Source organism: Pseudomonas sp. BIGb0381, assembly GCF_024809815.1.
Lineage (GTDB): Bacteria > Pseudomonadota > Gammaproteobacteria > Pseudomonadales > Pseudomonadaceae > Aquipseudomonas.
This window is the reverse complement of the sequence record NZ_JANUEN010000001.1, coordinates 1-12,005: the sequence shown is the minus strand read 5'-3', so window position 1 is coordinate 12,005 and position 12,005 is coordinate 1. Positions and strand designations below refer to the sequence as shown.

General features: G+C 60.6%; 11 protein-coding genes. 5 read left to right on the top strand and 6 right to left on the bottom strand.

What is annotated here, in order from left to right; genetic code table 11:
• The first annotated feature begins 108 nt into the window (after window positions 1–108).
• Window positions 109–621: an SET domain-containing protein-lysine N-methyltransferase gene (locus M2397_RS00055; protein ID WP_145335633.1), complete on the top strand. Its 513-nt coding sequence runs from the start codon at window positions 109–111 to the stop codon at window positions 619–621.
• Here M2397_RS00055 and can read toward each other — a convergent pair.
• Window positions 618–1,262, bottom strand: coding sequence for a carbonate dehydratase (gene can / locus M2397_RS00050; protein WP_003188288.1), 645 nt, complete (start codon window positions 1,260–1,262; stop codon window positions 618–620). The two genes, M2397_RS00055 and can, sit on opposite strands and share 4 nt — an antisense overlap.
• Before the next feature lie 151 nt (window positions 1,263–1,413).
• Here can and M2397_RS00045 point away from each other — a divergent pair, with 151 nt between their 5' ends.
• On the top strand, window positions 1,414–1,818 hold the full coding sequence (locus tag M2397_RS00045; protein ID WP_131700454.1) for a serine kinase/phosphatase: 405 nt from the start codon (window positions 1,414–1,416) through the stop codon (window positions 1,816–1,818).
• A 59-nt stretch (window positions 1,819–1,877) separates the two neighbouring features.
• Here M2397_RS00045 and rimI read toward each other — a convergent pair whose 3' ends face one another.
• Both rimI and M2397_RS00035 read right to left on the bottom strand, forming a co-directional pair.
• Window positions 1,878–2,330 (bottom strand): ribosomal protein S18-alanine N-acetyltransferase, encoded by a 453-nt coding sequence (gene rimI, locus M2397_RS00040; protein ID WP_003188286.1) that lies wholly within the window; start codon window positions 2,328–2,330, stop codon window positions 1,878–1,880.
• Complete coding sequence (locus M2397_RS00035; protein WP_131700462.1) at window positions 2,323–3,066, bottom strand: energy transducer TonB; 744 nt, start codon at window positions 3,064–3,066, stop codon at window positions 2,323–2,325. The genes rimI and M2397_RS00035 overlap by 8 nt, the downstream gene beginning before the upstream one ends.
• A 187-nt stretch (window positions 3,067–3,253) precedes the next feature.
• Here M2397_RS00035 and mksB point away from each other — a divergent pair, with 187 nt between their 5' ends.
• Genes mksB through mksF form a run of 3 tightly spaced genes read left to right on the top strand, consistent with a single transcriptional unit; the run spans window position 3,254 to window position 8,065 of the window.
• Window positions 3,254–4,531, top strand: coding sequence for an Mks condensin complex protein MksB (mksB, locus tag M2397_RS00030; RefSeq protein ID WP_259242105.1), 1,278 nt, complete (start codon window positions 3,254–3,256; stop codon window positions 4,529–4,531).
• Window positions 4,521–5,228: an Mks condensin complex protein MksE gene (mksE, locus tag M2397_RS00025; protein ID WP_027606956.1), complete on the top strand. Its 708-nt coding sequence runs from the start codon at window positions 4,521–4,523 to the stop codon at window positions 5,226–5,228. Before mksB ends, mksE begins: the two co-directional genes overlap by 11 nt.
• Window positions 5,225–8,065, top strand: coding sequence for an Mks condensin complex protein MksF (gene mksF / locus M2397_RS00020; protein ID WP_145335636.1), 2,841 nt, complete (start codon window positions 5,225–5,227; stop codon window positions 8,063–8,065). The genes mksE and mksF overlap by 4 nt, the downstream gene beginning before the upstream one ends.
• Before the next feature lie 174 nt (window positions 8,066–8,239).
• Here the strand turns inward: mksF and M2397_RS00015 are convergent, their stop codons facing one another.
• The 3 genes from M2397_RS00015 to M2397_RS00005 are packed head-to-tail and all read right to left on the bottom strand — an operon-like array spanning window position 8,240 to window position 11,805.
• Window positions 8,240–10,543 carry a PqiB family protein gene (locus M2397_RS00015; protein ID WP_131700457.1) on the bottom strand — a complete coding sequence of 768 codons (2,304 nt, stop codon included), beginning with the start codon at window positions 10,541–10,543 and terminating at the stop codon, window positions 8,240–8,242.
• Window positions 10,536–11,159, bottom strand: coding sequence for a paraquat-inducible protein A (locus M2397_RS00010; RefSeq protein WP_131700458.1), 624 nt, complete (start codon window positions 11,157–11,159; stop codon window positions 10,536–10,538). The genes M2397_RS00015 and M2397_RS00010 overlap by 8 nt, the downstream gene beginning before the upstream one ends.
• The gene (locus M2397_RS00005; protein WP_131700459.1) at window positions 11,146–11,805 is read right to left on the bottom strand and encodes a paraquat-inducible protein A; all 660 of its coding nucleotides are present in this window, start codon (window positions 11,803–11,805) and stop codon (window positions 11,146–11,148) included. The genes M2397_RS00010 and M2397_RS00005 overlap by 14 nt, the downstream gene beginning before the upstream one ends.
• Window positions 11,806–12,005 lie beyond the last annotated feature (200 nt).

The window sequence follows — 12,005 nt, the reverse complement described above, 5'->3', positions numbered from 1 at the left end:
CAGTAGAAATCGGCTCCATGTTCAGCGAGTCTTGAGCCGGGCACATCCGCTGCAAGACTGGTAGTCAGCCACCACCCGCAGGTCGATGCAGCCTCACCAAGGAGAGTTATGAAAACTCAAGCCATGGACCAGGCTAAAACCGCTGTGAGTGATTGTTTGTACCCGTTCAAGACACTGCTCGTTGAACAGGGCTATCCCTCGGCCAAGCACTTTAAGGTTGAGCGCGACGACGGCGGCGTCAGGGCTCGCGTGAGTTTCGACGGCCGCGTGCGCATTGCCCGAGTGTCCGGTTACGCCGTGAACGAGCGACGCACACGTACGTTGCAGCTGTCCGCCCGCATCCACCTGTACGACAGCTGGTTCTGCGGCCTGCTACGGCATTCCTGCAACCCGAATGTGTTTTTCGACACCACCTACCTGGAACTATGGACCGTGCAACCCATAGCCGCCGGCGCCCCGCTGACCCTGGATTACGCCAGCACCGAGGACGCCTTGTTCCGGCAGTTCGCCTGCCAATGCGGCGAGCTGAACTGCCGGGGGTGGATCACCGGCAGCACAGAGCTTTTGAACGCCGAGGGCCAGGCATTCATGACCCGCTGGCGCGACCGCAAACGGCCTTAGGCTTCGCCCAGCGGACGCAGGCGATACTGCGGCGGCAACTGCTCAAAACCACTGATGGTGGTGTTCAAGCTCTTCCAACGGCCGTCCTTGATGCCGTAGATGCAGCCGTGGATCGACAGGCTCTGCCCACGGTGCCAGGCGTTTTGCACAATGCTGGTGTGGCCGACGTTGGCCACCTGCTGAATCACGTTCAGCTCACACATGCGGTCCACACGTTCCTCTTCGGTCGGCAATTGGGCCAGCACGTCACGGTTTTCGTAGTAGAGGTCGCGAATGGTGCGCAGCCAACCGTCGATCAGGCCGAACTGGCGGTCCTGCATCGAGGCACGCACGCCGCCGCAGCCGTAGTGGCCAGTGACGAGGATATGTTTGACCTTGAGTACATCGACGGCGTACTGGATCACCGACAGGCAATTGAGGTCGGTGTGCAGCACCACGTTGGCCACGTTGCGGTGCACGAACAGGTCACCGGGCAGCATGCCGACGATCTCGTTGGCCGGTACCCGGGCGTCGGAACAACCGATCCACAGGTATTCAGGGGTCTGCTGGCGGGCGAGCTTGGCGAAGAATTCGGGATCTTCCTGTTTGATCGCATCCGCCCAGCGTTCGTTGTTATCAAGCAGGTCTTGTAGTTCGTTCATCAGGGAAAGCCTCAGGAATGATGCGCAGCTTTGACAGACGACCGCCCGTCCGGGTCACGCCGATCATAAAGATAGCCGGCGGGCAATTACTTGAATCTTGGTGGGCCATGCCTGTCCACACACTATAAGCCCCACAGTATGAGGATTGGCCATGACTGAATCACGACGTCCCTACGGCGCTACACAGCCCGAACCGATTGACGACAACGAAGATCGCATGGGCTCGATGCGCGAGCTGGATTTTGACGAGGAAGAACCGACGGCGGAGATTGGCAATGAGATTCCGCGTGGCGAGCGTGAACACCTGATGCCCGACGAACGGGTGCGCGAGGCAGGAATGACCGGGGCTTCGACCGATAATCATGAGTCGACCGATGATGATATGAGCCCGGAAACGCTAATCCATGAAGATGGTGCGCGGGATGCTCGGGAGGCGGGTGAAGACAACCCGGCGGATTTTGACCTGAGCATTGTGGATGAAGATGACATTGGCGGCGGGAATGGGCTGGATGAGGCCGAGTTGGCTGATATCGACCCGGTAGACGGTAACCGCTGACACACCGCACAGCTGAATGTGGGAGGGAGCAAGCCCTCTCCCACATGGGTTTTGTGTGCTCAGTCGACCAGGGTGCAAGCCATGACCACCGCATCTTCACGACCACCGACAGCCGGATAGTAATCCCGACGACGGCCAATCTCGTTGAAGCCATAGCGTTCATACAGACGGAACGCACCGGTATTACTGTCGCGCACTTCCAGGAAGCATTCCCGCGCGTTGGCGGCATAGGCACGGGACATCAGGTGCTCCAGCAGCGCCAACCCCAGGCCACGGCCCTGATTCTCCGGCTTGACCGTGATGTTCAGCAAATGCGCTTCATCGAGGATGATCTGCACCACGCCGTGGCCTACCTGCTGCTCGCCTTCGAACATCAGCCAGATCTGGTACTTGCCCAGCCCGTCGAGAAAGATCCCGCGAGTCCAGGGGTGGCTGAACGCCGCGTATTCGATTTTCAGCACCGCGTCGAGGTCGGCCTCGGTCATCGGGCGGAAGGATAAAGCCTCACTCATCGGTTGTTTTCCAGCGCGCCATCAGCCGGCGCATGGCTTGCCAGACATCAGCCTTACGCTGTGGCTCTTCCATTAATAATTCCAGGCCCGGCAGGGCCCATACAGCGCCCAGGCCCTCGACCTGCAGTTCGCGGTACCAGGCTTCGGCGTTCGCTTCGCCGGCAAACCGTACGGCGGGCAGGCCGATCAGCCACAGGCACACGCAGGGTTCGTCTTCCAGGCGCGCCGAGACGAAGCCTTGCACAAAATCCCGCGCCGCTTCCGGGCCCTGGTCCATGGTGCCGCGCACCAGCAGTGGCCAACGGACCGGGTCGCCGACGATTTGCGGGCTGTCGGGCAGGCCGGCGGCGCGCAGCATGTCCTTGAGCAGCATGTAGGCGGGGTCGCGGGTCTGGAAGCGCTCGCCGGTGGGCAATTCCACCAGCAGCAGGCAGCGCCCGGCCCTCAGCAGTTGCAGGGCGAAACGCGGTGGCGGCACCACCGGGGCCTTGACCACCGGGGCTGCCTCTTCGGCTACCACCGGCTTGGCCATGGGCGAGGGACGGGGCACTTCGATCTTGGCCCGCTCGACCGCCGGCCGCGCTGGCGGCACTGGCTTGGCCACCACCACCGGGGCGGCGGCCTCCTCGCCCGAGGTCTCGAACGCCTCATAGGGCTCAAGCGCCTCTAACAGCTCGGGCCGCGACGGGGCGGCGAACGGCAGTTCGGTGCGGGGCAGCCAGTTGACCACCTGCATGGCGGTCAAGTAAGCGCGACGTCGGGACTCGATAAGCACAGCTCGGCCACTTGTGGATAAGTAAAGAGCGGGGATTCTACCGCTGTTCGGTAACAATCGCCCACTGTGCACTGACCGGCTGTGGATAAATCCCGCGCCTGATGCAGTACAATCGCGACTTTTAATCGCCAACCAGCCGGCCATTCCCATGATCGAACCCAAGCGCGTCCTGCGCGCCCTCGCCGAACACTGGGCCTTACTTGAGCCACTGTGCGAACACTTCGACCAAGGCACCCTCAGCCTGAGCGAGTTGCGCGCACAACTGGCCGCCCAACAACTGGACAGCACGCCCCAGGACATCACCAGCCTGCTGGACGTGTGGATTCGCCTGGACATCCTGGTGCCTGTCGCCAAAAGCCCGAATCGTTTCGAGCTCAACGCGCAGATCCACGACTTCCTGGCTTATCTTCGCAAGGAGCACCGGCTTGGCCTGTGCCTGGAAATCGAAGCCTACCTGCGCCATCTGGAGCGCTTGGCCGGTCATATTCAGGACGCCTTCGACATCCGTGATGGCCACGACCTGGCCCGCCAGTTGCGCCTGCTCGACATGCGCGTACGCGACGTACTGAAAAAACTCGCCAACGACGAACAGGCCCTCGCGGCCGTGGCCGACCGTGCCAAGACCAGCGACCGGCAGATCCCGTTGCGCCAGCGTTACGCGGAAGTCCTGGCGACCTGGGACGAATACGTCGAACCGATGATTCAACTGGTGAACGCCGACGGTGCCTTCGAACAAGGCGTGCGCAAGGTGGAAAACGTGCTGTTGCGCATGCTCACCGAGCAACAGCGCCTCGGCCACCTGGTGGACGACGACATGCTGCTGCGCACCCACGCGCGCATCCTCGAAATGCAGACCAGCGCCCAGCTGACCCTGCGTCACGCCCGCGAGCTGCTGTTGCCGCTGCGCGAAGAGGCACGCCGGCACAACGCCGTGACCCGTGGCGCCGCGCTCGCGCTGTCGGCCATCCGCCGTAAAGGCCTGGACGCGGTGCCGCAAGCGGCGATGCCGATGTTCACCCGGCCGCAAAGCACCTTCCTGGGCAGTGCCAGCCAGGTCGAGGCCTATGTGTATGCGCTGGCGAACTTCGAGCCTAAACCGGCACGGTTCCCCAAGGCGCACAAATCCCACAAGGGCGAAGCCCAGCGCGCGCCGCGTACGGTCAAGGAAATGCTCGAACGCTGCGAAGACGCGCTGCCGATGCCGGACCTGATGACGTGGCTGCTGGAGCAGGAGCCGGACGGCGCCACCGACGAATTGCTGTACTGGTTCTCACGGCTCTCGCGGGAAAAACGCTTCAAGCGCGAGCGCCTGGAACGCCGCGATTACCACACACACGAGCACCAGGTCAGCCTGCGCTCATTCGCCCTGCTCCCGGCCGGCACCGACGCCGCCGAGCATCCTGCGAGTACACCTTATGCATCTTGATCTATCCGAACTGTCCCAGCTGGCGCCGATTTTTCGCGAGCTGTTCAAGGGTTACCACGTCAGCCGCCGCGACCCCGAACTGTACGCGCAACTGTCGAACTTCCAGGACCAGTACCGCACGCTGTTCAAGGCCCTGGGCTTTGAGCTGGTGTGCGATACCCGTGGCTTCTACTACTTCGTGCCGGACTCTGCGATTGCCAGTGCGCAGGTCAACAAGACCGCCCAGCGCCTGGCGCTGTTCACCTTCATCATCGTCGAGCACCTGGCCGACCAGGGCCGCGACCCGATTGCCGTGCTCGACGGTGGCAGCCTCGGTCGTGATGAACTGCCGTCCCTGCTGGAAAAGTACCGCGACCTGTTTATCCAGGCCGAAGTGCAGACCCAGGAAGAACTCGAAGAAAAAATCATGCGCCGCATGACTCAACTGGGTTTTGCCAGCGAAGACAACGGCATTTACCGCTTCCTGCCACCGATGCACCGCTTCCTCGACGTGTGCCTGTCGGTGCAGCAAGACCGTGACCTCGCGGCCAGCGTGCACAGCGTGTTGCCGTTGCCGGCACCGGTGATCATCGACGAAGACAGCGATGAGAAGCTGCTGAAGACCGATGACCCGCTGGACTTGAGTGACTTCGCTGAAGAAAGCGAAGAAGACGCCCTGGCCCGCGCCATTGCCGAAGAACAGGAGACCGACGCATGAGTAAGGAACGCTACGGCATCCGCCGCTTCGCCCTATTGAACACTGCCGGTTACAGCTTGGGCTTATTCCCGCTGGAAGAACCGCTGTCGGTGTATGGCGCCAACAACCTGGGTAAATCCGCGTCGATCAACGCCTTGCAGTTCCCGATCCTGGCGCGCATGTCGGACATGAGTTTCGGCAAGTACACCCTGGAGCAATCGCGACGATTCTACTTCGCCACCGACACCAGCTACATCCTCGTGGAAGTCTCCCTGCCCCATGGCCCGCATGTCATCGGCGTGGTCGGGCGTGGCCCGGGCGGCGGTTTTGGTCACCAGTTCTTTGCCTATGCTGGCAAGCTGGACCTGGCCCACTACCAGAAAAACGACACCTGCCTGCGCCAGAAAGAGCTGTTCACCAATCTGGAACGCGAAGGCCTGAAAGCCTACGAACTCAAGCCGGATGAACTGCGCCGTTTGCTGGTGGGTGGTCACACGTCGATCCCGCTGGACCTGACGTTGATCCCGCTGCGCTCCACCAGTGAGCAAAGCCTGAAGACCTTCCGCGCCTTGTTTATCAACCTGCTGCACATGCGCGAAATCACCGCCGCCAAGCTCAAGCAGTTGTTCCTCGATGCGTTCGAGCACAGCCTTCGTTCGGGTAGCGTGGATTACATCGCCGCGTGCGAAGAGGCCTTCCGCGATGTACGACGTATGGAGCAGGACTACAACGCCCTGGTCGCTGCCGGCCCGCTGGTCGAAGCCCTGGCCAATGGCGTCCGACAGCGCGACGCCCTGCGCGGCAAGCTGCATCGCCTGTCGCCGCTGCTGGACTCGCTGCTGGGCACCTGGTCGGACTACGCCAGTGCGCGCAAAGAAGAGCTGACCATCCAGGCCGAGCACTACCGCAACGAGCAGGATGCGCTGCAGAACGATCAGCGTGGCGGCACCCAGGAGCTGATGCGCCTGGAGCGGGAAATCAGTGGTATCCAGCGTTGGCTGGGCGAGTTGTCGGTGCTCAAGCATCGCTTTGCCCTGGTGGATGACGTCAAGGTGCTGGAGCAGCAACTGCTGGCGGCAAAGGACGCTCACGATGAACTGGCGGGCGCCCTGGCGCAGTCGCGACAGTTCAGCGCCGAGGATTTGGACGAGCGTTTGCGCGACCTGGAAAAGCGCTTGAAGTCGGTCAAGCAGCAGCTTGATCACGCGGATAACAACAGCTACGCCAAGCTGCGCGAAGAGTTTTCGCAGCAGGATGTCGAGCGCCTGATGCGCCTGTTCAACAGCTCGTTGTTCAGCCTGCCATTGGGTGAACACGGCATCACGCTGGACGAGGACGGCCAGTGGGTCAAATCCCTGGAGCAGATCCTGGATGGCTTCAAGGGCGAGCGTTTTGAAGTGCCGGGGCTGTCCATCGACATCTCGCACATCGAACCACCGGCGTTGCAGGCCTTGGCGGATCGCGCGGCGTTGCGCGACCAGAAAGAGCGCCTGGAAAAAGAACTCAAGCAGCTGAAAACCCAGCAAGCCGTGGCCTCTGACCGTGCCGCAAGCAAGACCCAGACCGAAGCGCTGTACCAGCAAGTGCTCGACGCGCAAAAGGCGCTGGAAGATTTCCGTCGCGCGCAAACCCTGAGTGCCGAGGAAGGCGAAAAACTGGAAAACCTGGCGCAGATGGAAGCGGCCCAGGATGAGTTGAAGCGTTCCAGTGACGCCTTTACCGAACGCGTCCAGCAACTGTCCGCCAAGCTGCAACTGGTGGGCCGGCAAATCGGCGATATGGAAGCCAAGCAACGCACGCTGGATGACGCCTTGCGCCGCCGGCAGCTGTTGCCGGCCGACTTGCCATTCGGCACGCCGTTCATGGACCCGGTCGATGACTCCATGGACAACCTGCTGCCGCTGCTCAATGACTATCAGGACAGCTGGCAGGGCTTGCTGCGTGCCGATGGCCAGATCGAGGCGCTGTACGCTCAGGTGCGCCTCAAGGGCGTGGCCAAGTTCGACAGCGAGGATGACGTGGAGCGTCGCCTGCAATTGCTGATCAACGCCTATGCGCACCGCACCGATGAGGCGCTGACACTGGGCAAGGCACGCCGTGCTGCGGTCACTGACATTGCGCGGACCCTGCGCAATATCCGCAGCGACTACGACAGCCTGGAACACCAGTTGGCGCTGTTCAACCGCGAGATCAACAAGCGTCAGGTGTCCAACCTGCAGAGCTTTCGCATCGTGCTCGCGCCGAACAAGGAAGCCCTCAAGCATATCGACCAGATCATCCACAGTGCTGGCCAGTACGAAGAAGGCGAAACCCTGTCGGTGTTCGACCTGAGCCAAAGTGCCGAGCAGGACAACAAGAACGAAGAGGCCAAGGAATACCTGGCCCGCCTGGTGGCCGCCAACCATAACCAGTTGGGCCTCAAGGACCTGTTCGAGCTGGCCTTCGAGATCACCAAGGTGCACGGTCAGCCGGTGATCCACACCGACATCGACGGTGCGGCGTCCAACGGCACCACCATGACCATCAAGGCGCTGACCAACATGTACTTGTTGCTGCACTTGATGGACCGCGACCAGGCTGGCCGCGTGCGCCTGCCGTACTACCTCGACGAGGCGGCGGATATCGATGAGAAGAACCAGGCAGCGTTGCTGGAGACCAGCTTGCAACTGGGCTTTGTGCCGATCCTCGCCAGTGTGAAGCCGCAGGTGTCTGCCCAGGTGGCAATCGACCTGGAGGGCGGCAGCGGGCCGAACGGGATCTACATCGATGAGGCGGACTGGAAGTACATCCGCCGCCATGATGGGGTGAAGGCGACGGTGAATGTGCAAGCGGATGAGCCGGAGTTGGATGAAGTCTGACGCTTTGCGCTGAAATGTAAAAAGGCCGCGATCCATTGGATCGCGGCCTTTTTTTGGGCTGGGGTTTTGCAGTGTTTTTGACGGCCCTATCGGGAGCAAGCCCCCTCCCACATTTGATTTGTGAACACATTCAAAATGTGGGAGGGGGCTTGCTCCCGATAGCAGCGCCTCAGTCTATTTACCGAGTGGGATTTTAGGCGCCCACGTCAGCCATTCCTCTTCAAATTTGTCGAACAGCGGGAAGGTTTGCTGCGGCCGCGCTGCGTTCCCCATGCGCTCGCCGTCTGGCGTGGCAAATGCGATACCGCCGGCCACCAGCGTCTCCAGGGACTCGGTACGCACCGTCGCCCCCTTGAACAGGCCGAAGTCGAGGCCGAAGCCACTGGTGTTCCAGAAGCGGCTGCCACTGCGTACCAGCGGCGCGTACTTGGGTTCGATCAGGATGTGGATCAGCACGCGGTCGGCGGTCTGGCCAAGCTCGTAGCCGGTCACTTTGCCCACGGTGACTTCACGGTAGGTCACCGGTACGCCTTCCTTCAACGAGCCACGGCGTGCTGCGCTGAGTGTCAGGCTCAGGCCAGCCTCTTGACGGACAGTGTCAGGGGGCTGGTCCAGCGCGACGAAACTCTTCTGCGGGCCGGCGTTTTTCGCAGCCGGCTGCACCTCAATGTATTGCCCGGTGACCAGTGTTTCCAGGTTGGAGGTTTTCATCAGGCCCAGCTCTGGCTTGACCACCCAGAACTGGCTGCCGACGCGCGCGATGCGGTCTGCCACTTGGGTGATACGTGCGCTGAGCAGCACCGACTGCATATCGGCACTGAGGTCCACACTCTCGATCTTGCCCACATCCAGGCCTTTGAAACGTACCGGTGTGCCTGGACGCATACCGTCAGCACGGTCGACCTTGATGGTCACCAGGGTGCCATGCTGATTGGCAGCCTCACGGTCGGCAAACAAGCGGAAACGTGGAATGCGTTTTTTCAGCGGTACGTTCGGCTGCGGTGTTTCGAAGGCAATACCGCCGGCCATCAGGCTGGCCAGGGATTCACTCTTCACCTGGATACCACCGGTAAGGCCGCCGGTCAGGGTGACGCCGCTGGCATTCCAGAAACGTGTCGAACCGTTGACCAGGTTTTCGTATTCCTTCTCGATATGAACGCCGATCACCAGTTGCTTGTTCTTGCGCGAGAACTGGTAGCTCTGCACCGAGCCGACCTTGACCTGCTTGTAGAGAATCGGGCTGCCGACATCCAGGGAGCCCAGGTTGTCGGTAAATAGGACCATGTGCAGGCCTGGGGAGCGCAGGTCCAGCGGCGGCGCCTTGGCACGGGCGACGAATTCGCGTTGCGGGGCGCTGCCCTTGTCGCCAGGGCGAATGGCGATGTAATTACCTTTGACCAGGGCTTCCAGGCCGGTAATACCGGCCAGCGAGATGGAAGGTTTGACCACCCAGAACTGAGTGTCCTGAACCAGGTAGTCTTCGGCCAATGGGTCGAGGGTCAGCTCGGCGTTGGCGCTGGACAGGTCCGGGTCGATCTTCAGGGTTTTCAGGCTGCCCACCTGAATGCCTTTGTACATCACCGGTGTACGCCCGGCCTGCAGACCTTCGAAGTCCGTGAGCTTGACCTTGGCCTTGATACCGGCAGCGGCCGCGTCGAAATCTTCGTACAAGCGGAACGGCAGGCTCGGATCAGTGGGTGGACTGTCCTTGCGGTTCTCTGGGGTGGCGAAGGCGATGCCACCGGCGACGATGCTGGAAAGAGATTCGCTGCGCACTTTCACGCCGGAGAGATTGGCGTCGATGCTGATGCCGCTGGCGTTCCAGAAGCGCGTGTGTTTGCGCACCAGGCTGGCGTAGGTCGGCTCGATGTACACCTTGATCTCGACGGTGCTCTGATCCTCGGAGAGCAAGTAGCTTTTGACCTGGCCGACCTGTATCTGCTTGTAGAACACCGGGCTGCCGCGATTGAGCGAACCGAGGCGGTCGGCCTTGATGGTCAGGTGCAGACCGGGCTTGGCGTCAGATAACGGAGGCTCTTCGGAGAGCGCCTTGAATTTACGGGTAGGTTCACCATCACCAGGGCTCGCGGCGATGTAGTTACCGGAGACCAAGGTTTCCAGGCCGGTAATACCGGCAAGGCTGACGCTGGGCTTGACCAGCCAGAAACGGGTGTTGGTCTTGAGGTATTGGTCGACATCCTTGTTCATCTCGATGGTGGCGATCACCCCGCGATTATTACCCTCATCGTCAAGAGCCAGGGTCTTGACCTTGCCCACGGGCATGCCTTTGTAGACTACTTCGGTTTTGTTGGCCTGGATGCCTTCGCCGCTTTCAAAGCGCACCTGGATCTCAATACCCTGCTGGGAATAGGCACGCCACCCCAGCCAACCACCAATGATCAAGGCAATCAGGGGAAGAACCCAAATGGCTGACCAGTTGGAGGCCGGGCGGGTTTTAGCTTTAGGCAAATCACTCATGGTCGTCGTCCGACTCCGTGTTATCCCAAATCAGTCGGGGATCAAAAGTTACTGCGGCAAGCATCGTCAAGATCACCACACTGGCGAACGCTGCAGCACCGAGGTTAGCCTCGACACTGGCAAGCCGTCCAAAATTTACAACCGCCACCAGGATGGCGATCACGAAGATATCCAGCATGGACCAGCGGCCAATGAATTCGATAAAGCGGTACATGATAATGCGTTGCTGCGCGGAAAGCGGTTGGTGACGCTGTACGGAAAACAGTAACAGGCCAATGCCCACCAACTTGAACGTCGGCACCAGGATGCTGGCGATGAACACCACAGCCGCAATCGGGAACATACCGTGCTGCACCAACTGGATCACACCGGCCATGATGGTGCTGGGCTCGCCCTGGCCAAGGGAGTTGACGGTCATGATCGGCAACAGATTGGCGGGGATATACAGAATGGCCGCCGTGACCAGTAAAGCCCAGGTGCGCGCGAGGCTGTTGGGGCGACGGGCGTGGATCAGTGCACCGCATCGAGTGCAGGTTTGCTCATCGGTGTCCGGCTCTTGTTTGTTCAGCTCATGACATTCGGTACAAATCAGAATGCCTGCGTCAATCGCCCGCATGATCATCTTCTCCTGACAGTGCTTGCCAGATCTGGTGCGGCGACATCACCACCTCAAGCAGAACCTGAACCATTAATAGGCTGACGAAGCAGACCAAACCCAGGCCGATAGTGATTGAGGCCATGTCGGCGAGTTTCACGATCGCCACCAGTACGCCCATCAAGTAGACCTCCAACATCCCCCAATCCTTCATGTGGTGGTAGATGCGGTACAACAGCAACCCGTAACTGCGGCCTATTTTCCAACGAATACTGAGCAGCACCGCCAGTTGGCAAAGCAGCTTGAGCAGCGGAATGCCCATGCTGCATAGGAACACCACGGCGGCGACGCCTTGCATCCCGGTATCGAATAGGCCGACTACGCCACTCCACACGGTGTCTTCTGAGGACTGCCCGAGCAGATTGAGCTGCATAATGGGCAGAAAGTTCGCGGGGACGTACAGCAACAGCGCGGCGAGTACCAGGGCGAGGCTGCGCTCAACGACGTTATGGCGGTGAGCGTAGAGCTCATAACCGCAACGCGGGCATTGGGCTTTTTCACCGAGGGCGAGCACGGGTTTGCGCATCAGCAAGTCGCACTCATGGCATGCCACCAAGTTCTCCAGTGGTAAATCCGACACCTCAAGGGCGTCAACCGGATCCGGCATAGATAGGGCTCAAACTCTAAAAAAGGTTAGGTGGCTATTCTAGTGGTCTGGTTCAGAAATAACTGTGCAAATTTGTCGTGCGTCTTTCCGCACTTTTCGACCACGCAAAACAAAACCCCATCTGCTTTCGCAAATGGGGTTTCGGAATTTAATCTTGACGATGACCTACTCTCACATGGGGAAACCCCACACTACCATCG

Coding starts and splice junctions, on each gene's coding strand:
- M2397_RS00055 (WP_145335633.1), top strand. CDS start 109: ATGAAAACTCAAGCCATGGACCAGGCTAAAACCGCTGTGAGTGATTGT.
- M2397_RS00005 (WP_131700459.1), bottom strand. CDS start 11,805: ATGCCGGATCCGGTTGACGCCCTTGAGGTGTCGGATTTACCACTGGAG.
- M2397_RS00015 (WP_131700457.1), bottom strand. CDS start 10,543: ATGAGTGATTTGCCTAAAGCTAAAACCCGCCCGGCCTCCAACTGGTCA.
- mksF (WP_145335636.1), top strand. CDS start 5,225: ATGAGTAAGGAACGCTACGGCATCCGCCGCTTCGCCCTATTGAACACT.
- M2397_RS00010 (WP_131700458.1), bottom strand. CDS start 11,159: ATGCGGGCGATTGACGCAGGCATTCTGATTTGTACCGAATGTCATGAG.
- mksE (WP_027606956.1), top strand. CDS start 4,521: ATGCATCTTGATCTATCCGAACTGTCCCAGCTGGCGCCGATTTTTCGC.
- M2397_RS00045 (WP_131700454.1), top strand. CDS start 1,414: ATGACTGAATCACGACGTCCCTACGGCGCTACACAGCCCGAACCGATT.
- M2397_RS00035 (WP_131700462.1), bottom strand. CDS start 3,066: ATGCAGGTGGTCAACTGGCTGCCCCGCACCGAACTGCCGTTCGCCGCC.
- mksB (WP_259242105.1), top strand. CDS start 3,254: ATGATCGAACCCAAGCGCGTCCTGCGCGCCCTCGCCGAACACTGGGCC.
- can (WP_003188288.1), bottom strand. CDS start 1,262: ATGAACGAACTACAAGACCTGCTTGATAACAACGAACGCTGGGCGGAT.
- rimI (WP_003188286.1), bottom strand. CDS start 2,330: ATGAGTGAGGCTTTATCCTTCCGCCCGATGACCGAGGCCGACCTCGAC.